The sequence below is a fragment of the Sphingobium sp. AP49 genome (genome assembly GCF_000281715.2).
Classification (GTDB): domain Bacteria; phylum Pseudomonadota; class Alphaproteobacteria; order Sphingomonadales; family Sphingomonadaceae; genus Sphingobium.
This window is the reverse complement of record NZ_CP124576.1, coordinates 2,051,523-2,068,917: the sequence shown is the minus strand read 5'-3', so window position 1 is coordinate 2,068,917 and position 17,395 is coordinate 2,051,523. Positions and strand designations below refer to the sequence as shown.

Here is a 17,395-nt window from a genome sequence, read left to right as displayed (position 1 = left end):
GATAGGGGGATCAGCGCGCCATGGCCGATCACGCCGTTTCGGACGATCCAGAGGTCCAGGCGCAGCTTGACCGGCTCTGGTCATTGTCGCCGGGCGCCGACATATTGGGGCTGGAACGGATCACGCAACTGCTGGAGCGGCTGGACAATCCGCATCGCCGCCTGCCGCCGGTCTTCCATGTCGCGGGTACCAACGGCAAGGGGTCGACCTGCGCCTTCCTGCGCGCCGCGCTGGAAGCGGATGGCAAGACCGTCCATGTCTTCACCTCGCCCCATCTGGTCCGCTTCAACGAACGGATACGGATCGCAGGCCAGTTGATCAGCGACACCATGCTCGCCCGCTATCTGGAGCGGGTGCTGGACGTCGCGGAGGGAATTGGTGCCAGCTTCTTCGAGGTGACGACCGCCGCTGCCTTCCTGGCCTTTGCCGAACATCCCGCCGATGCCTGCATCATCGAAGTCGGGCTTGGCGGCCGGCTCGACGCCACCAACGTCATCACTGATCCCGTCGTCTGTGGCATCGCGCAGCTTGGTATCGACCATCAGGCTTTTCTGGGCGACAGCCTGACCGCCATCGCGGGGGAAAAGGCCGGCATCGCGAAGCCCGGCGCGCCTTTGGTGACCCAGCGCTATCCCGATGCGCTTTTCCCGGTGATCCTGGACGCGGTAGCCCGCGCCCGCACCAGCTGGCTGGCGATGGGCGACAACTGGGACGCCGCCATCTATCGTGACCGGCTCCATTATCGCGACGAACAGGGCCGTCTCGACGCCCCCCTGCCCCGCCTGCCCGGCGCGCACCAGGCCCAGAATGCAGCGCTGGCCATCGCGATGTTGCGCCATCAGCAGGTTGTGCCGGTCAGCGAGGCCGCGCTCAAGGCTGCGCCGCTCTGGGCGCATTGGCCCGCCCGGCTGCAACGGCTCGACCGCGGCCCGCTGCTGACCATTCTGCCGCTGGCCGCCGAGGCCTGGCTCGACGGCGGCCATAATGAGGCCGCTGGCCAGGCGATCAGCGCCTTCTTCACCGCCGAGCGACTGCATAGTCGCCAGATCCATTTGGTCATCGGCATGTTGGCCAACAAGGATATGGATGCCTATCTCGCCCCCTTTGCCGGCCGGATCGCGCACATCCATGCCCTGCCGGTGCCGGGGCACGACCATCATCCGCCCGAGCGCTTTGCCGCCATCGCCGCCCGCTGGGGCATCTCCTGCACGGCCCATGCCGAACCAGAGCAAGCGATCGCGGCGATCGCCCAGGATGCGGCCCAGGCCGATGACGCAACGCCCATCCTGCTGATCGCCGGCTCGCTCTACCTTGCCGGAGAGATTTTGCGGTTGAACGGACAATTGCCCGACTGATTTAGACTTGCGAATGCCTCGCAATAGCGTAGCTTGTGTGTCCCCGAGTCACACAAAGGCGCACCCGCATGGCATATGGAGAAAGCTACCCCGTCGAACTGCCCCGGCCCATTCCGGGCGGCTATGGCAATCGCTTGTTCCTGTTCGTCATGCGCCGCATGGCGACGGCCGGGGTCAATGATGCCCATGCCGCCAATGCGATGCTGGGCGCCTTTGGCAAAAGCTATCGCCGGCCGCTGGTGCTGATGCGGGCGATGATGCTGGAACTGGCGCGCGCCGCCAGCCGCAAGATCCTGGTCGCGCCCTGTTGCTGCGCGCGGATGACGGCGGACGAGGCAGCGATCATGCAGGCGGTAGGCGATGCGCTGCGCGATCCGCGCATCGCGTTTGACAATGTTTCGGGACTGCTCGGCAATGATGATGCGCTGGGCGCGCTCACCTGCCTGCAGGCGGTGGCGCAGGCGCATAGCGACCTTGGCCGGCCGCTGGACCTCTACGCAGCGGGCTGATCCCCCGCGACGCTGGCGGCCGTACCGATACTGGCATCGATCAATCCGGCCCGCATCATCAGCCAGAAGAGCAAGATGCCCGGCACGGCCAGCGCCGTCGTCAGCAGATAGAAGTCGACATAGCCGAACCGTTCGATCAGCGCGCCGGCCGTCGTCCCGGTCAGGAAACGGCCGACGATGCTGGCCGCCGCCGAGATCAGCGCATATTGGGCAGCGGTGAAGCGCAGGTCGCATAGCGCGGAGAAATAGGCGACGACGGTGACGCCGCCGATGCCGCTGGCAAAATTCTCAAAGCCGATCGCGCCGGCCATGCCCCAGTTGCTCTTCCCCAATGCCGCCAGCGCGGCAAAGCTGAAATTGGACACGCCCATCAGAACGAGGCTGACCAGCACCGAGCGCTTCATGCCCATCCGCGCATAGAGGATGCCGCCAACGAAGATGCCGATCAGATAGGCCCAGAAGCCAATGCCCACATCATAGATGGCGATCTCGTCATTGCTGTATCCCATGTCATCGAACAGCAGGCGGAAGGTGAGGTTGGCGAGCGTATCGCCGATCTTGTGTAGCAGGATGAAACAGAGGACGAGGACCGCGCCCCGACGGCGGAAAAACTCCACCAGTGGCCCAGCGATCGACTGCCACACCTCACCCATCCCGCGCCGCGCTGCTGCCTCGCGATGCCGTTCCGGCTCGCCCAGCACCAGGCCGGTCAGCATCGCCGGCAGGGCGAAGACCGCGCAGGCCAGATAGGCGCCGTGCCAACCGATCCGCGCCGCCAGCACCAGCGCCAGCGCGCCGGCCGCGACCGACCCGATCCGCCAGCCATATTGCGACATGCCCGACCCCACGCCCAACTGCTCGGGCTTCAGCGTCTCGATCCGATAGGCATCGATCACGATGTCGAAGGTCGCGCCCGCCGCCCCGACCAGGATCGCGGCATAGGCGGTCTGCAACAGGCCGGCCGTAGGATCGACCAGCGCCAGATTGGCGACGGCGGCCATCACCAGAACCCCGGTCAGCAACAGCCAAGACACGCGCTGCCCCAGCCGGCCGATGATCGGAAGGCGCACGCCATCGACCATCCAGGCCCATAGCCATTTGAGGTTATAGACCAGGAAGGCGAGCGTGAAGGCGGTCACCGCCTTCTTGTCGATGCCATCCTGCGCCAGCCGCGTCGTCAGCGTCGCGCCGATCATCGCATAAGGAAAGCCGGACGAAACCCCCAGGAAGAAGGCGGCAAGCGGCTCCTTCTGCACATAGGGCTTTACCGCGTCGCTCCAACTGCGCGTGCCGCCGGCCAATTCCGTCATGATCCGTGATGCCCCCGATGATGCGATCCGGGCGCCACCATATGAGCAAATGCGGCAGAGGCAAGCGGCACCGCCGCTGCCATGGCCCGGTTCAGGCGATCTCGGCGAACAGCTTCATGCCGCGTGGCTTGCGCGGTGGCGCGCGCCCGGCCAGCACCGCGTCGACCACCGCGATCGCCGCCAGCAGATCGCGCGGCGCGAAAGGTTTGGCCAGGCAACCGACCGCCAGCGACCGGGCATCGGCCGGACAGGCACCGGTGACGAACAGCACCGGCAATTGCCTTGCATGGGCATGACGCGCGACCTCTATGCCGCAACGCCCCCCACGCAGATTGATGTCGGTGACGACAAGGTCGACCGAACCAGCATCGATTACGCGGGCGGCATGGGCATGGCTGTCGACCGTGGCAGCAATGCGATAGCCGGCCTGTAGCAGGATATGTTCATGGTCGAAGGCGACCAGCGGCTCATCCTCCACCACCAGCACGCTGCGAATGGCGCTGCGCACCGTGGCGCCGGCATCTCCGGCAGCATCTTCCCCTCTGATTCGCCCGAAAAACATTTGCTGTCCTGCCCCGTTTCCGCCATGCAACCGACCAACGCCGCGCCCCGGCGCCGGGTTGCGCCCGGCCGGGGCTCCGCCGTTCGCATGGGCGGCGGTATGGCACCGTTCATCATATTGCACGTGCCGCCCTCATATGGGGATGGCCACCCGTCACGAAAAGGAATGCTCAAAGTGGAACCGCCAAAAAAATCTGGTCCGCCGCGCCGGTCAGGTCCGGGCGGTCCCAAGCGTCCTTCCGGCCCCGGATCGCGCGGCGGCACTGAGCGCGGCACTGGCCGTGGCCCGGCCCGATCGGAAGGTCGTAACGAAGGTCGCTATGACGCACGGGGCGAAGGTCGTTCGGAACGCCCCGCCCTGCGGGGAGAGCGCCCGGCACGCGGCCCGCGCCCTGATCGCAATGGCCCCGGTGAAGCCCGTGGCAACCGCTTCGGCGAAAGCCGAGGCGAGCGCGGGGAAGGTCGTGGCCCGCGCCCCGATCGCAATAATGCGGACGAAGCCCCTGGCGGTCGCTTCGGCGAACGCCAGGGCGAGAGCCGGGGCGAAAGGCCGGCGCGTGGCGCCCGTCCGGATCGCAATGTTGCCGGCGACGGCCGTGGCGGCCGTTTCGACGAGCGCGGCGAGGGGCGTACCGAACGCCCGCCCCGTGGCCAACGCCCCGATCGCACCGCCCCGCAGGATCGTGCAGAGCGTCCTGCCCGCAGCGGCCGTCCGACCGAAGGCAAGCGGCCCGAACGCATAGCTGGTGACCGCCCTGCCCGCGCCGCCTTTGGCGAGCGCCCCGCGCGTCCCGCTTTTGGTGACCGCTCGGCCCGTCCGCGCCCCGAAGGCCGCACCCCCGGCACTTCCTATCCGCCGCGCCGTCCTGGTCCGAAGAAACCGGCCGCCGCCCATATTGCCAACCCGCACCCGGCCCACGCCGCAGCGGAGGCCGGTGGCAAGGGCGAGCCGCAGCGCATCGCCAAGCTGCTCGCCCGTGCCGGCATTGCCTCGCGCCGCGAGATCGAGCGGATGATCGAGGAAGGCCGCATCGCCAGGGACGGCGTCGCGATCGACACGCCGGCGACGTTGCTGACCTCGCTGCACGGCGTGACCGTCGACGGCAACGCCGTCGCCGCGCCCGCGCCCACGCGCCTGTTCCTGTTCCACAAGCCGACCGGCTTCCTCACCACCGAGCGGGATCCCGCCGGCCGTCCGACCATCTACGACATATTGCCCGACGACCTGCCGCGCCTGATGCCGATCGGTCGGCTCGACATGAATACCGAAGGGCTGTTGCTGCTCACCACCGACGGCGAGTTCAAGCGCGAGATGGAATTGCCCGCCACCGGCGTGCCGCGCACCTATCGCGCCCGCGCCTTTGGCGAGGTCAGCCAGCAGCAGCTGGAGGATCTGTTCGACGGCATCGAGATCGAGGGCATCCAATATGGCCGGATCGAGGCCAATCTGGAACGGCGCACCGGCCGCAACCAGTGGGTCGAAATGACCCTGACCGAAGGCAAGAACCGCGAAGTCCGCCGCGTGCTCGAACATTTCGATCTCAAGGTCAATCGCCTGATCCGCACCAGCTATGGCCCGTTCGAGCTGGGCGAACTGGCCAGCGGCGCGGTCGAGGAAGTGCGCCAGCATGACCTGATCGTCTTCCGCAACAGCCTGAAGAAGGGGGCCGAATGAGGATCATTTCGGGTCAATGGCGCGGCCGTCCGCTGGTCGCGCCCAAGGGTGATGCCACCCGTCCTACCGGCGACCGCACGCGTGAGACGCTCTTTTCGATGCTGGCGAGCCGCCTCGGCTCATTCGAGGGGCTGGCCGTAGGCGATTTCTTCGCCGGCTCGGGCGCGCTGGGGTTCGAGGCGCTGTCGCGCGGCGCCGGCTCCTGCCTGTTCGTCGAGCAGGACAAGGCGGCGATCGACGCGATCCGCGCCAATGGCGACAAGCTCGGCCTGCGCCCGGACATCCGCCAGACCAGCGTACTAGCGCTCGGCCCGACGCAAAAGCCGCTCGACCTCATCTTCATGGACCCGCCCTATGACACCGGCGCGGGCCAGGTCGCGCTCGACAAGCTCGCACGCCTCGGCTGGACCAGCCTGTCCACCTGGATCAGCATCGAAACCGACCGGCGCGAGGATGTGACGGTCAAGGGCTTCACCGTCGACGCCGTGCGCGACGTCGGCAAGGCGCGCCTCACCCTGCTCCGCGCAGAGGATAGCGCACCCGCCGCGTAACGATCAGGCGGAATATCAGGCGGCCTCTGCGTAGGCCGCCTGTTCCTTGCCGATCAGGATATCGGCCAGGAAGCCATAGGCCTCGGCCCAGGCGGCCAGCACTTCATCCGTCGCCACCGCTTCACCCAGCACCTCGCGGATCGCCGGCAGCAGCGCGGCCGCCACCTTGGGATAATGGTCCGGCTGCACCCCGGTATCGACATGGCGCTGCACCATGCGCGCGATCGCACCGTCCAGCGCCTGCAACTTGTCGACATTTTCCGCAAAGCCCAGGATCGCCGCCGCCAGCCGGCGCGGTTGCTCTCCACTGGCCTGCGCCGCCTGGTCGAACATGTCCTTGATCGACGCATCCTCGAACAGCCGCGCATACATGCGGGTAGTGATCTCGACGCCATGGCGGCGCAGCGCCGGGCCAGTCGCCTTCACGATGGCGATGGTTTCGGGGGACAGAATTTCGCGCATGACAGGCTCCTCATCGGGGGACTCGATAAGGTTCGTTTAATATACATCTTTTAAGATGTAAATTGAATATATGTTTATGACGGTCTGCCCGCAGGATAGGAGGGCGCGATGCAATTGACCCGCCATACCGATTATGCGCTGCGCGTGCTGATCCATCTTGCCGCCGTGCCGGGCGGACGGGCGACGATCCCGGAGATTGCCGGCGCCTATGGCCTGTCGCGCAATCATCTGATGAAGGTGGTGCATGGCCTGGGCCAAGGTGGTTTCATCCATACCCAGCGCGGCCGGGGTGGCGGCTTTGCCCTCGCCGCCGATCCTGCCGATATCCGCATCGGCGCAGTGGTGCGCCATAGCGAACCGGACATGGCGATGGCCGATTGCGCGTCCTGCGCGATCCGTCCGGCCTGCGGCCTGTCAAGCATATTGGCACAGGCGGTCGGCGCCTTCCTGACGGTGCTGGACGGTTATAGCCTGGCCGATGCGGCGCGCGACAGAACCGGCCTCGCCGCGCTCATCGCCGCCCTGCCCGGCCCTTCAACCGGCGACCCCAAGCCGGATTTCAGCCCGGCCTGCGCATCTTCCTCTTCGCCTCGCCCGGATTGACGCAACTGTCCTGCACGTTCTTGCCGCAGACCGGATAAGCCTTCGCCTCGGTCGGCGGCGGCGTCATATTGCCGCCCACAGTCACGGGATTGGACGAGGACCCCACCGGTGCCGCCGGATCGCGCGGCACATTGGCGGGCGCAGGCGCCATGCCCGTTTCGGCCGGAACCGTGCCAGCCGGCTGCGCCGCATTGGGATCCTGATTCTGGGCGGGCGGTGACATTGCCTGTGCGCCGGCCTGACTGGGTAGCGCCGCCAGCGACAGAGCGGCGAAACCGGCGATCATGACGATCTTCATCGGGTTGGTCCTTCTGCTCCTTGCCCCGAGCAAGGGAGAAACCGGCCACCCACTGCTCCGTTCCCCGCGTCAGCGACGAGCCGTGCCGTCGCTGACGCGGGTCGCGCTCAGTCCGCCGGGTAACGCTCGAACCGGGGCAGGTCGTGCGCCGCCGCCATCCACGGTGCCGCCTCGGCATATTGGACATGGATCGCCGGCGGGAAGGCCGACTGGTCATCCAGCGTCGCGGTCTGGATGTCGATCATGCCGGGAAACACCGTGGGATTGGTGTAGAACAGCCCGGTGCCACAAGTGCCGCAGAAATGGCGAGTCGCATTGTCGGACGACTGATAGGCGACCGGATCGCCCTCTATCGTCACCTTGTCATGCGGGAACAAAGCCCAACCGACCATCGGCGCACCCGCGCTCATCCGACAATCGCTGCAATGGCAGAGCGCGCTATAAACCGGCTCATCCACCGCCGCATAATGGATCGCCCCGCACTGGCACCGCCCCGTCACCATCATCTTGCTCCATTCGCATCTTGCGTGATTCTCTTTTTGTTCTCATAGATTACGTCCCGCTGCAAGGCCATCCGCCCTTGCCCCCACAACCGCCCATCCCTAGTTGATCGCCCATGACCGTGCCTGCTCCCTCGCCCAATGACCCGCCCTATCTGAAGGGTCTCAACGAACCGCAGCGTCAGGCTGTGCTGACCACGGAGGGGCCGGTGCTGGTGCTGGCCGGCGCGGGGACGGGCAAGACCGCAGCACTGACCGCCCGCCTCGCCCATCTGGTCGCGACCCAGCGCGCCTGGCCCTCGGAAATCCTGGCCGTCACCTTCACCAACAAGGCGGCGCGGGAAATGCGCGAGCGCGTCGGCCGGATGATCGGCCCGGCGGTTGAGGGCATGCCCTGGCTCGGCACCTTCCATGCGATCGCGGCTAAGATGCTGCGTCGCCATGCCGAACTGGTCGGGCTCCAGTCCAATTTCACCATCCTCGACACCGACGACCAGTTGCGCCTGATGAAGCAGCTGATCCAGGCCGAGGGGATCGACGAAAAGCGCTGGCCCGCGCGCCAGCTCGCCGGCCTGATCGACCAGTGGAAGAACAAGGGCCTCACTCCGGAGGAAGTCGGCGCCGGCGAGGCGGAGGGCTATGCCCATGGCAAGGGGCAGAAGCTCTATGCCGCCTACCAGGCCCGACTGCGCGAGGTGAATGCCTGCGATTTCGGTGACTTGCTTCTACATGTTTTGACCATATTGAAGCGTCACCGCGACGTGCTGGAGCAATATCAACAGCGCTTCAAATATATCATGGTGGACGAATATCAGGACACCAATAGCAGCCAGTATCTCTGGCTCCGCCTGCTCGCCCAGACCCGCAAGAATATCTGCTGCGTCGGCGACGACGACCAGTCCATCTATTCATGGCGTGGCGCAGAAGTCGCCAATATCCTGCGCTTTGAAAAGGATTTTCCGGGCGCCGTAATCGTCCGGCTGGAACAAAACTACCGCTCCACCCCGCACATATTGGGCGCCGCATCCGGGGTGATCGCGGAAAATGGCAATCGCCTGGGCAAGACATTGTGGACCGACATCGACGTCGGCGAAAAGGTGCGCGTGCTCGGCGTGTGGGACGGGCCGGAGGAAGCCCGCCGCGTCGGCGACGAGATCGAGGCGATCACCCGCGCCGGCGGATCGCTGGACGAGGTGGCGATCCTCGTCCGCGCCCAGCACCAGACCCGCGAGTTTGAAGACCGCTTCATCCAGATCGGCCTGCCCTATCGCATCGTCGGCGGCTTCCGCTTCTATGAGCGCGCCGAAATCCGCGATGCGCTCGCCTATCTGCGCCTGGTCAACCAGCCGGCGGACGATCTCGCCTTCGAGCGCATCGTCAACGTTCCCAAGCGCGGCCTGGGCGACAAGGCGGTCGAAAAGCTGCACCGTCTGGCGCGCGCGGAGGGCATCCCGCTCGCCCTTGCCGCCGCCCGCATCCTCGACACCGACGAACTGACGCCCCAGGCACGCCGCGCGCTCGGGGCCTTCATCGGCGACCTCGCCCGCTGGCGCGATCGCGCCGCACAACTGCCCCATGCCGAACTGGCCCGCCAGATCCTGGACGAAAGCGGCTATACCGCCACGCTCCAGGCCGAACGCTCGACCGAGAGCGCCGGCCGCCTCGAAAACCTGAGCGAACTCACGCGCGCGATGGAGGAATATGAGACGCTGGGCGCCTTCCTCGAACATGTCAGTCTGGTCATGGACAATGAGGCGCAGCAGGATGAGCGCAAGCTCACCATCATGACCATCCACGCCGCCAAGGGGCTGGAGTTCGACAATGTCTTCCTCGCCGGCTGGGAGGAAGGCATCTTCCCCTCGCAGCGTGCGCTGGACGAGGGCGGGCTCAACAGCCTGGAGGAGGAACGGCGCCTCGCCTATGTCGCGATCACCCGCGCGCGCAAGCGCTGCACCATCCTCCATGCCGCCAACCGCCGCATCTATGGCCAATGGACTAGCTCCATCCCCTCCCGCTTCGTCGGCGAATTGCCGCCCGAACATGTGGATGAGGAAAGCAGCATGTCCGGCGGCGCCTCGCTCTGGCGCGCCAACTGGTCGGAACGGGACGATCCCTTCGCCAATGTCGCACGCGGTTCCGCCCGCGGCCCCGGCTGGCAGCGCGCCCAGACCAGCGGTCAGTTCAACCGCGAGCCGGCGCGAATCGTCGAGGCGCGGACTTCGGCGGTGTCGATCGGCAACAAGGGACGCGACGATGTGGCGCTCGGCCAGCGCGTCTTCCACCAGAAATTCGGCTATGGCACGATCGCCGCGATCGAGGGCAACAAGCTGGAAATCGATTTCGAGACCGCCGGCCGCAAGCGGGTGATGGACAGCTTCGTCTCGTTGGCCTGACCGGCTCAAGACCGCAAGATCAGTCGAGCACCCGCCGCCCGAAAGCGCCTAACTGGCCTCGCCACGGAGGACGAAAATGAAGGCGATGCTGGATCAATATCAGGACCGGATGCAGCGGGTGCTCGATCATATCGATCGGCATCTGGACGATCATCTGGATCTGGATGCGATCAGCAGCGTCGCGGCCTTTTCCAAATATCATTTCCATCGCCAATTCAGCGCGATATTCGGCCTGTCGGTCCATCGCTATGTCCAGTTGGCCCGCATGAAGCGCGCCGCCTATCGGCTGGCCTATCGCCATGGGCAGATGATCACCGCCATTGCGCTGGATGCCGGCTATGACGCGCCCGATGCCTTTGCCCGCGCCTTTCGCAGGAATTTCGGGCAATCACCGTCTTCCTTCCGCTCCTCTCCCGCCTGAGAACCGTGGCTTGCCGCCCTTGGGCCATTTGACGAAGTGAGGAGCAAGCATATGCAGACGAAATTCACCCGGGACGCCGTCGTCATTCGCGATGTGACCGAAACGCCGGTCGCGATCATGCAGCATCGCGGCGATCCCGCAACGATCGGCGATACGATCCGGCGCTTCATCGCCTGGCGCAAGGCGGCGGGGTTGCCGCCGTCGAGCAGCGCGACCTTCAACATCTTTCATGATGACCCGCGCACCACGCCATCGCTCGACTATCGACTCGATCTGTGCGCGGGCACCAGCCGCCCCTTCGACGCCCATGGCGTGCCGATAGAAGTCGGCATCATTCCGGGCGGCCGCTGCGCCGTGCTGCGAGTGACGGGAAACAGCGACAATCTGGAGCCTGCCGCCCTCTATCTCTACCGTGACTGGCTACCGGCCAGTGGGGAGGAAACGCGCGATTTCCCGCTCTATTGCCAGCGCCTCGCCTTCTTTCCCGAAGTTGCGGAACATGCAGCGGTCACGGACCTGTTTCTGCCGCTGAAATGACGCACAGATGATGGCTCGCACCGCAAGGATGCGGGCAGGTCATCGACGATGTGAGGTAATATCCGGGCTATCTTTTCCGGAAATGGTGGAGCCTAGCGGGATCGAACCGCTGACCTCCTGCATGCCATGCAGGCGCTCTCCCAGCTGAGCTAAGGCCCCATCCTGATACGGCACTGGCCGCGTCCCGATGGATCAGACCATGTCCGGCAATGCCGTCGGTCATATGTCCAAACCCGCGCTTGCGCTTGGGTATTTTTCGGGAAAATGCCCGAGGGACATTTTCTGGTTCCGAAAAATTGGTGGAGCCTAGCGGGATCGAACCGCTGACCTCCTGCATGCCATGCAGGCGCTCTCCCAGCTGAGCTAAGGCCCCTTACCATCATGAAGCGCCGTTGGGTCCGGCGCCTCGGAGGTCGCTGCCTCTAGGAGGAGGCGACCCCGTTGGCAAGCACAATTTTCAATTAATTATCGTCGTCATTATCGTCGCTGCCGGCGTCAACGCCCAGGTCGTCATCACCACCCAGATCGACGTCATTGTCCGGCGAATCTTCATCGTCATCGACGTCGATATCGATGTCCAGATCGTCGTCGGCCGTCTCGACCTCACCGTCTGCGGTCTCGATGACCTTCTTGGGCGCGACCTCTTCATAAGGCAGCGGCTGCTTCGACTTCAGCACCGGTTCGGGCTCCCAAGCGGCGCCGCAATTGATGCAGGTCACCGGGTCATCCTTGCCCAGGTCGTAGAAGCGAGTCGCGCATTTCGGGCAGGTCCGCTTCGTGCCCCATTCAGCCTTCACCATGTCCGGCCTGTTCCTTCTTCGATGCTCAAACAGAAATCACGCGGTACGACGGAAGTCGTCCACGAAACGTCGGGCGCCTTGCCATAGCGAAACCGCGCTGTCAAAAGCCGGGCGCATTTTTTCGGTTCCAAGATGATGGATACCCCGTGACCAGCCATAATGACCAACCCAGTCCGATGACCTTCACCGCCGCCCCCGCGCTTTCGGGCAGCGTCGCGGTTCCGGGCGACAAGAGCATTTCCCACCGCTCGCTCATGCTGTCCGCCCTGGCCGTCGGCGAAAGCCGGGTCGAAGGCCTGCTGGAGGGGGAGGATGTCCTCGCCACGGCCGCCGCGATGCGAGCCATGGGTGCCGACATCCAACGCGATGAAGACGGCGTATGGCATATCCACGGCGTCGGTGTCGGCGGCCTGCTCCAGCCGCAGGAAGCGCTCGACATGGGCAATAGCGGCACCTCGACCCGCCTGCTGATGGGCCTGGTCGCCAGCCACGCCATCACCGCCACCTTCGTGGGCGACGCGTCCCTCAGCAAGCGCCCGATGGCGCGCGTCACCGAACCGCTCTCCCGCGTCGGCGCCAGCTTCACCACCAGCCCGGGCGATCGCCTGCCGCTGACCATGACCGGCGCCTGCCCGGCCGTGCCGCTCGACTATACCCTCCCGGTCGCCTCGGCCCAGGTGAAGTCGGCGATACTGCTCGCCGGCCTCAACACGCCCGGCATCACCCGCGTGGTCGAGCCGATCCCGACCCGCGACCATAGCGAACGCATGCTCAAGGGCTTCGGCGCGGACCTTGATGTCGAGGTCCAGGCCGACGGCACCCGCATCATCACGCTGAAGGGCGAAGCCGAACTCAAGCCGCAGAATATCGTCGTGCCCGGTGACCCCTCGTCGGCCGCCTTCCCGATGGTCGCCGCGCTGCTGGTGCCGGGATCGCAGGTGACGATCGCAAATGTCGGCCTCAACGCCACCCGCGCCGGCCTGATCGACCTGCTGCGCGAAATGGGCGGATCGATCGAGATCATCAACGCCCGCGACGTCGGCGGCGAGCCGGTCGGCGACCTGGTCGTCACCGCCTCCGCCCTGAACGGCGTCGAACCCGATCCTGCCCGCGCGCCCAGCATGATCGACGAATATCCCGTCGCCTTCGTCGCGGCGGCGTTCGCACATGGCCGCAGCATCTTCCGCGGCCTCGACGAACTGCGGGTCAAGGAATCGGACCGCATCGCCACCATGGCCACCGGCCTGCGCGCGATCGGCGTCACGGTCGAGGAACTGGAAGACGGCATCATCATCGAAGGGAGCGCCGGCCAGCCCCTGCCCGGCGGCGGCCCGATCGCCACCAAGCTCGATCACCGCATCGCCATGAGCTTCGCGGTCGCCGGCCTCGTCTCGCGCGACGGCGTCACCATCGACGACATGCGCCCGGTCGCGACCAGCTTCCCGACCTTCACCACGCTCCTCCAGACACTCGGAGCCATCGCATGATCATCGCCGTCGACGGCCCCGCCGCATCGGGCAAGGGCACGATCGCCAAGGCGCTGGGGCGCCATTATGGCCTGCCGGTGCTCGACACCGGCCTGCTCTATCGCGCCGTGGGTCTTTCCGTACTGAAAAATGGGGGCGATCCGGATCATCAGGCCGATGCACTCGCCGCCTGCGGTTTCGACGACGCCATCCTGGCCGATCCGGCGCTGCGCAGCGAAGCGGTCGGCAGCCTCGCCTCGCGCGTGTCGGTGCATCAGAGCGTACGCGACGCGCTGGTCCAGCGCCAGCGCGACTTCGCCACCCAGCCAGGCGGCGCCATCCTCGACGGACGCGACATTGGGACCGTCATCGCGCCGGACGCCGATGCCAAAATCTTCGTCACCGCCAGCGTCCATGTCCGCGCCGAACGCCGCTTCAAGGATGCCCTCGCCCATGGCGGCGAACCCGACATGGACAGCCTGATTGCCGACATCCAGGCCCGCGACACCCGCGACATGAGCCGCGATCATGCCCCGCTCAAGATCGCCGATGGCGCCGACTTGCTAGATACCAGCAATTTGACTATAGACGCCGCCGTCCAGCGGGCCATCGCGCTTGTGGACGCCCAGCTTGAAGGTCGCCCGTAAGCGTGTGACCCGATAAGGCGCTCGGACATTTCCGGGCGCCCTTTCGCTTTTCCAGCCTGAGCGTTCTACAGCCTAACCCCTTGGATATGCAGGCGGTATTCGGCCGCATGCGTGGTTTGGCCAAAGACCATCGGACACAACCGATTGGCCAGCAATGATGAGTGAAGGACCAACCATGGCCTCTACGGCATTCCCCTCGCGCGACGATTTCGCCGCGCTTCTCAATGATTCTCTCGGTGGCGAAGACGGCGGCTTTGAAGGCCGCGTCGTAAAGGGCACCGTTACCGGCATCGAAAACGACATGGCGCTGATCGACGTCGGCCTGAAGTCGGAAGGCCGCGTGCCGCTGCGCGAATTCGCCGCACCCGGCCAGAAGGCTGACCTCAAGGTCGGCGACGAAGTCGAAGTCTATGTCGACCGCGTCGAAAACGCCCATGGCGAAGCCATGCTGTCGCGCGACCGCGCGCGCCGCGAAGCCGCCTGGGACAAGCTCGAAGCCGAGTTCACCGAAAGCGCCCGCGTCGAAGGCGTCATCTTCGGCCGCGTCAAGGGTGGCTTCACCGTCGACCTCGACGGCGCCGTGGCCTTCCTGCCCGGTTCGCAGGTCGACATTCGCCCGGTTCGCGACGTCACCCCGCTCATGGACATTCCGCAGCCCTTCCAGATCCTCAAGATGGATCGCCGTCGTGGCAACATCGTCGTGTCGCGTCGCGCCATCCTGGAAGAAACCCGCGCCGAACAGCGCAGCGGCCTGATCCAGACCCTGGCCGAAGGTCAGATCATCGAAGGCGTCGTCAAGAACATCACCGACTATGGTGCGTTCGTTGATCTGGGCGGCATCGATGGCCTGCTGCACGTCACCGACCTGTCGTACAAGCGCATCAACCACCCGAACGAGATGATCAACATCGGCGACACCGTCCGTGTCCAGATCATCCGCATCAACCGCGAAACCCAGCGCATCAGCCTCGGCATGAAGCAGCTGGAAAGCGATCCGTGGGAAGGCGCAGCCGCCAAGTACCCGGTCGGTGCGAAGCTGTCGGGCCGCGTCACGAACATCACCGAATATGGTGCGTTCGTCGAACTGGAGCCGGGCATCGAAGGCCTGGTCCATGTTTCGGAAATGTCCTGGACCAAGAAGAACGTCCACCCCGGCAAGATCGTTTCGACCAGCCAGGAAGTGGAAGTCATCGTTCTCGAAGTCGATCCCGAGAAGCGCCGCATCTCGCTCGGCCTCAAGCAGGCCCAGAGCAATCCGTGGGATTCGTTCGCAGAACGTCACCCGATCGGTTCGACCGTCGAGGGCGAAGTCAAGAACGCGACCGAGTTCGGCCTGTTCATCGGCCTGGACGGCGACGTCGACGGCATGGTCCACATGTCGGACATCGCCTGGGGCATTTCGGGCGAAGACGCGCTGGCGCTGCACCGCAAGGGCGAGACGGTTTCGGCTGTCGTTCTCGACATCGACGTCGAGAAGGAGCGCATCAGCCTCGGCATGAAGCAGCTTGAGCGTGGTGGTCCGGCCGCTGGCGGCACCTCGGCTGCTGCTGCTGGCCTGAACAAGAACGCGATCGTCACCGTGACCGTTCTGGAAGTCCGCGACGGCGGTCTGGAAGTCCAGGCTGGCGACGATGGCGCCACCGGCTTCATCAAGCGCAGCGACCTGGGTCGCGACCGCGACGAGCAGCGTTCGGAACGCTTCCAGATCGGCCAGAAGTTCGACGCCATGGTGATCGGCTTCGACCGCGCCAAGAAGCCGACCTTCTCGGTCAAGGCGATGCAGATCGCCGAAGAGAAGCAGGCCGTGGCTCAGTATGGCTCGTCGGACAGCGGCGCGTCGCTCGGCGACATCCTGGGCGAAGCGCTCAAGGCCAAGAACGAAGGCTAAGCCTTCCCACCTGTCACCAGGTATAAAAAAGCCCGCCGGAACCCTGTTCCGGCGGGCTTTTTGCCGTCCTTCCACCATCGAAACGATTTGATTGCGCCCCGATTGTCAACGGCTTGACAATAGATTATGGATTGGCGGGGCAATGTTGGGGAGTTGGAGGAGCTATGATCCGTTCGGAACTGATCCAGAAACTCGCCGAAGAGAATCCAGAGCTCAGCTTGCCGGAAGTGGAAAAGATCGTCGACCTCTTCTTCAAGGAGATCGTCGAGCGGCTTTCCAGCGGCGGCCGAGTGGAGCTTCGCGGCTTTGGCGCCTTTACCACCCGGGCGCGCGACGCCCGGACAGGACGAAACCCTCGTACCGGCGAACAGGTACCGGTTTCTGCCAAACGGGTACCCTATTTCAAGCCGGGCAAGGAAATGCGAGAAAGGCTCAACGGCAAGCCGCATAGCTGACCGCCGCTCTTGACCTGCGCCGCGCGAGCCTTCAGGGGAAGGCCCAGCGCGGACGTGGCGAAATCGGTAGACGCAGCGGACTTAAAATCCGCCTCCCCCTGGGAATATGGGTTCAAGTCCCATCGTCCGCACCATATTGTAAAGCATGGCTTTTCCATGCGTTGCCGCTCGCCAGCGCTTTTTGCATTCCGACATTATTCCGACAAAATCAGGATGTTTCCATCCTGCCCTAGTGCCGCAACAGCATCGATTCCTGGCCATCCCGCCATGCCCGTTCCTAGGCTGGCTTCCATTCGCTATGCGATGATGAACCTGTTCGAGATATTTTCGGCCATATAAAAAGGGCCACCCAATAAGGGCGGCCCTCATTTACGCCAAGCGGCGCACTTGATCAGCGCTGCTCGCGATTCTGGTCCTCGCGACGGTCCTGCTGGCCACCGCCCTGCTGACGCCGCTGATCATCCTGTTGGTTCTGCTGATCGGGCTTGCCGGGCTGACCGCCTTGCTGGCCGGGATTCTGGTTCTGGTTTGCCATTTCATTCTCTCCTGCTGTGCCAGATGGCACGTCCACTCAACCGGGAGCATCTGGTCTCGTTCCAGGAAATCATACTGATCGAAATCAAACGATCGCTAAGCGGTTGGCAGATGAGCATTGTTTCGCTGCCTTTGCGCCCCGCCGCTTTCAAGACACGCCTTTCAAGCCACTATCCGGCCACGCTGATTCGGTCCGCGCGGTCATGCGCCACCGCCTCTTCATAGGTCGGGCATGCCAGGTCGCGTACGCCCGCAATGTCCGCCTGTCGCCTGTGCATGGCGGCGGAAAATCCAATCCCGAACTGCCGCTTGCCAGCCAATGCCCGTTCCACGCGAGCCCAGGCTTCAATATCCGCGGCTGTTATCGGCGCGTCGCTCTGGGGCGCCTGTGTCGTTCCCATCATCGTCAATCCGTCAAAAATAGCCGCTC

20 protein-coding genes and 3 tRNA genes are annotated in these 17,395 nt (G+C 65.0%); 13 read left to right on the top strand and 10 right to left on the bottom strand.

Going from position 1 to position 17,395, the window contains the following annotated elements; translation table 11 throughout:
• Window positions 1-20 precede the first annotated feature (20 nt).
• Both PMI04_RS10155 and PMI04_RS10150 read left to right on the top strand, forming a co-directional pair.
• Entirely contained in the window at window positions 21-1,355 is a 1,335-nt protein-coding gene (locus tag PMI04_RS10155; protein WP_007705165.1) for a folylpolyglutamate synthase/dihydrofolate synthase family protein, read from the top strand.
• Window positions 1,356-1,423: 68 nt separating this feature from the next.
• On the top strand, window positions 1,424-1,864 hold the full coding sequence (locus PMI04_RS10150; RefSeq protein ID WP_007705164.1) for a DUF6628 family protein: 441 nt from the start codon (window positions 1,424-1,426) through the stop codon (window positions 1,862-1,864).
• Here PMI04_RS10150 and PMI04_RS10145 read toward each other — a convergent pair.
• The gene (locus PMI04_RS10145) at window positions 1,849-3,174 is read right to left on the bottom strand and encodes an MFS transporter (RefSeq protein ID WP_007705162.1); all 1,326 of its coding nucleotides are present in this window, start codon (window positions 3,172-3,174) and stop codon (window positions 1,849-1,851) included. The two genes, PMI04_RS10150 and PMI04_RS10145, sit on opposite strands and share 16 nt — an antisense overlap.
• Window positions 3,175-3,265: 91 nt before the next feature.
• A complete protein-coding gene (locus tag PMI04_RS10140; RefSeq protein ID WP_007705158.1) occupies window positions 3,266-3,736 on the bottom strand; it encodes a response regulator in 471 nt (156 codons plus the stop codon).
• 174 nt (window positions 3,737-3,910) lie between these two features.
• Between PMI04_RS10140 and PMI04_RS10135 the strand changes: the two genes are divergently transcribed.
• Window positions 3,911-5,410: a pseudouridine synthase gene (locus PMI04_RS10135; RefSeq protein ID WP_007705155.1), complete on the top strand. Its 1,500-nt coding sequence runs from the start codon at window positions 3,911-3,913 to the stop codon at window positions 5,408-5,410.
• On the top strand, window positions 5,407-5,961 hold the full coding sequence (rsmD, locus tag PMI04_RS10130) for a 16S rRNA (guanine(966)-N(2))-methyltransferase RsmD (RefSeq protein WP_007705150.1): 555 nt from the start codon (window positions 5,407-5,409) through the stop codon (window positions 5,959-5,961). The genes PMI04_RS10135 and rsmD overlap by 4 nt, the downstream gene beginning before the upstream one ends.
• Before the next feature lie 15 nt (window positions 5,962-5,976).
• On the opposite strand, the gene PMI04_RS10125 is transcribed toward rsmD, so the two are convergent.
• Window positions 5,977-6,423 carry a globin domain-containing protein gene (locus PMI04_RS10125; RefSeq protein WP_007705146.1) on the bottom strand — a complete coding sequence of 149 codons (447 nt, stop codon included), beginning with the start codon at window positions 6,421-6,423 and terminating at the stop codon, window positions 5,977-5,979.
• Between the two features lie 108 nt (window positions 6,424-6,531).
• Between PMI04_RS10125 and PMI04_RS10120 the strand changes: the two genes are divergently transcribed.
• Window positions 6,532-7,026 (top strand): Rrf2 family transcriptional regulator, encoded by a 495-nt coding sequence (locus tag PMI04_RS10120; RefSeq protein ID WP_007705144.1) that lies wholly within the window; start codon window positions 6,532-6,534, stop codon window positions 7,024-7,026.
• Here the strand turns inward: PMI04_RS10120 and PMI04_RS10115 are convergent.
• Together PMI04_RS10115 and PMI04_RS10110 are read right to left on the bottom strand one after the other, a co-directional pair.
• A complete protein-coding gene (locus PMI04_RS10115) occupies window positions 6,983-7,324 on the bottom strand; it encodes a hypothetical protein (protein ID WP_007705143.1) in 342 nt (113 codons plus the stop codon). The two genes, PMI04_RS10120 and PMI04_RS10115, sit on opposite strands and share 44 nt — an antisense overlap.
• Window positions 7,325-7,431: 107 nt before the next feature.
• The gene (locus PMI04_RS10110; protein ID WP_007705141.1) at window positions 7,432-7,827 is read right to left on the bottom strand and encodes a GFA family protein; all 396 of its coding nucleotides are present in this window, start codon (window positions 7,825-7,827) and stop codon (window positions 7,432-7,434) included.
• Between the two features lie 113 nt (window positions 7,828-7,940).
• Between PMI04_RS10110 and PMI04_RS10105 the strand changes: the two genes are divergently transcribed.
• The 3 genes from PMI04_RS10105 (at window position 7,941) to PMI04_RS10095 (ending at window position 11,175) form a co-directional block, all read left to right on the top strand.
• Window positions 7,941-10,217, top strand: a complete 2,277-nt coding sequence (locus PMI04_RS10105) for a UvrD-helicase domain-containing protein (RefSeq protein WP_007705139.1) — start codon at window positions 7,941-7,943, stop codon at window positions 10,215-10,217.
• Window positions 10,218-10,293: 76 nt separating this feature from the next.
• A complete protein-coding gene (locus tag PMI04_RS10100; protein WP_007705138.1) occupies window positions 10,294-10,638 on the top strand; it encodes an AraC family transcriptional regulator in 345 nt (114 codons plus the stop codon).
• Between the two features lie 51 nt (window positions 10,639-10,689).
• Window positions 10,690-11,175 (top strand): GyrI-like domain-containing protein, encoded by a 486-nt coding sequence (locus tag PMI04_RS10095; protein ID WP_007705136.1) that lies wholly within the window; start codon window positions 10,690-10,692, stop codon window positions 11,173-11,175.
• Window positions 11,176-11,258: 83 nt separating this feature from the next.
• On the opposite strand, the gene PMI04_RS10090 is transcribed toward PMI04_RS10095, so the two are convergent.
• The 3 genes from PMI04_RS10090 to PMI04_RS10080 all read right to left on the bottom strand — a co-directional run bounded on the left by PMI04_RS10090 (window position 11,259) and on the right by PMI04_RS10080 (window position 11,975).
• Window positions 11,259-11,334 (bottom strand) — tRNA-Ala (locus tag PMI04_RS10090).
• A gap of 138 nt (window positions 11,335-11,472) precedes the next feature.
• Window positions 11,473-11,548: transfer RNA gene (locus tag PMI04_RS10085), tRNA-Ala, on the bottom strand.
• A gap of 88 nt (window positions 11,549-11,636) precedes the next feature.
• Window positions 11,637-11,975 (bottom strand): TIGR02300 family protein, encoded by a 339-nt coding sequence (locus tag PMI04_RS10080; protein WP_007708260.1) that lies wholly within the window; start codon window positions 11,973-11,975, stop codon window positions 11,637-11,639.
• 146 nt (window positions 11,976-12,121) lie between these two features.
• Between PMI04_RS10080 and aroA the strand changes: the two genes are divergently transcribed.
• The 5 genes from aroA to PMI04_RS10055 all read left to right on the top strand — a co-directional run bounded on the left by aroA (window position 12,122) and on the right by PMI04_RS10055 (window position 16,565).
• A complete protein-coding gene (gene aroA, locus PMI04_RS10075; protein ID WP_007708262.1) occupies window positions 12,122-13,462 on the top strand; it encodes a 3-phosphoshikimate 1-carboxyvinyltransferase in 1,341 nt (446 codons plus the stop codon).
• Window positions 13,459-14,088, top strand: coding sequence for a d(CMP) kinase (locus PMI04_RS10070; RefSeq protein WP_007708264.1), 630 nt, complete (start codon window positions 13,459-13,461; stop codon window positions 14,086-14,088). Before aroA ends, PMI04_RS10070 begins: the two co-directional genes overlap by 4 nt.
• A 175-nt stretch (window positions 14,089-14,263) precedes the next feature.
• Entirely contained in the window at window positions 14,264-15,976 is a 1,713-nt protein-coding gene (rpsA, locus tag PMI04_RS10065) for a 30S ribosomal protein S1 (protein ID WP_007708266.1), read from the top strand.
• 164 nt (window positions 15,977-16,140) lie between these two features.
• Entirely contained in the window at window positions 16,141-16,431 is a 291-nt protein-coding gene (locus PMI04_RS10060; RefSeq protein ID WP_007708269.1) for an integration host factor subunit beta, read from the top strand.
• Between the two features lie 48 nt (window positions 16,432-16,479).
• Window positions 16,480-16,565 (top strand) — tRNA-Leu (locus tag PMI04_RS10055).
• Window positions 16,566-16,822: 257 nt separating this feature from the next.
• On the opposite strand, the gene PMI04_RS10050 is transcribed toward PMI04_RS10055, so the two are convergent.
• Both PMI04_RS10050 and PMI04_RS10045 read right to left on the bottom strand, forming a co-directional pair.
• Window positions 16,823-16,966: a hypothetical protein gene (locus tag PMI04_RS10050; RefSeq protein WP_007708272.1), complete on the bottom strand. Its 144-nt coding sequence runs from the start codon at window positions 16,964-16,966 to the stop codon at window positions 16,823-16,825.
• 169 nt (window positions 16,967-17,135) lie between these two features.
• Window positions 17,136-17,369, bottom strand: a complete 234-nt coding sequence (locus PMI04_RS10045) for a hypothetical protein (RefSeq protein ID WP_007708274.1) — start codon at window positions 17,367-17,369, stop codon at window positions 17,136-17,138.
• Window positions 17,370-17,395: the final 26 nt, after the last annotated feature.

What these genes read in the sequence shown, in the direction of transcription:
- PMI04_RS10155 (WP_007705165.1), top strand. Translation starts at nt 21, where the DNA reads ATGGCCGATCACGCCGTTTCGGACGATCCAGAGGTCCAGGCGCAGCTT.
- PMI04_RS10150 (WP_007705164.1), top strand. Translation starts at nt 1,424, where the DNA reads ATGGCATATGGAGAAAGCTACCCCGTCGAACTGCCCCGGCCCATTCCG.
- PMI04_RS10145 (WP_007705162.1), bottom strand. Translation starts at nt 3,174, where the DNA reads ATGACGGAATTGGCCGGCGGCACGCGCAGTTGGAGCGACGCGGTAAAG.
- PMI04_RS10140 (WP_007705158.1), bottom strand. Translation starts at nt 3,736, where the DNA reads ATGTTTTTCGGGCGAATCAGAGGGGAAGATGCTGCCGGAGATGCCGGC.
- rsmD (WP_007705150.1), top strand. Translation starts at nt 5,407, where the DNA reads ATGAGGATCATTTCGGGTCAATGGCGCGGCCGTCCGCTGGTCGCGCCC.
- PMI04_RS10125 (WP_007705146.1), bottom strand. Translation starts at nt 6,423, where the DNA reads ATGCGCGAAATTCTGTCCCCCGAAACCATCGCCATCGTGAAGGCGACT.
- PMI04_RS10120 (WP_007705144.1), top strand. Translation starts at nt 6,532, where the DNA reads ATGCAATTGACCCGCCATACCGATTATGCGCTGCGCGTGCTGATCCAT.
- PMI04_RS10115 (WP_007705143.1), bottom strand. Translation starts at nt 7,324, where the DNA reads ATGAAGATCGTCATGATCGCCGGTTTCGCCGCTCTGTCGCTGGCGGCG.
- PMI04_RS10110 (WP_007705141.1), bottom strand. Translation starts at nt 7,827, where the DNA reads ATGGTGACGGGGCGGTGCCAGTGCGGGGCGATCCATTATGCGGCGGTG.
- PMI04_RS10105 (WP_007705139.1), top strand. Translation starts at nt 7,941, where the DNA reads ATGACCGTGCCTGCTCCCTCGCCCAATGACCCGCCCTATCTGAAGGGT.
- PMI04_RS10100 (WP_007705138.1), top strand. Translation starts at nt 10,294, where the DNA reads ATGAAGGCGATGCTGGATCAATATCAGGACCGGATGCAGCGGGTGCTC.
- PMI04_RS10095 (WP_007705136.1), top strand. Translation starts at nt 10,690, where the DNA reads ATGCAGACGAAATTCACCCGGGACGCCGTCGTCATTCGCGATGTGACC.
- PMI04_RS10080 (WP_007708260.1), bottom strand. Translation starts at nt 11,975, where the DNA reads ATGGTGAAGGCTGAATGGGGCACGAAGCGGACCTGCCCGAAATGCGCG.
- PMI04_RS10070 (WP_007708264.1), top strand. Translation starts at nt 13,459, where the DNA reads ATGATCATCGCCGTCGACGGCCCCGCCGCATCGGGCAAGGGCACGATC.
- rpsA (WP_007708266.1), top strand. Translation starts at nt 14,264, where the DNA reads ATGGCCTCTACGGCATTCCCCTCGCGCGACGATTTCGCCGCGCTTCTC.
- PMI04_RS10060 (WP_007708269.1), top strand. Translation starts at nt 16,141, where the DNA reads ATGATCCGTTCGGAACTGATCCAGAAACTCGCCGAAGAGAATCCAGAG.
- PMI04_RS10050 (WP_007708272.1), bottom strand. Translation starts at nt 16,966, where the DNA reads ATGGCAAACCAGAACCAGAATCCCGGCCAGCAAGGCGGTCAGCCCGGC.
- PMI04_RS10045 (WP_007708274.1), bottom strand. Translation starts at nt 17,369, where the DNA reads ATGATGGGAACGACACAGGCGCCCCAGAGCGACGCGCCGATAACAGCC.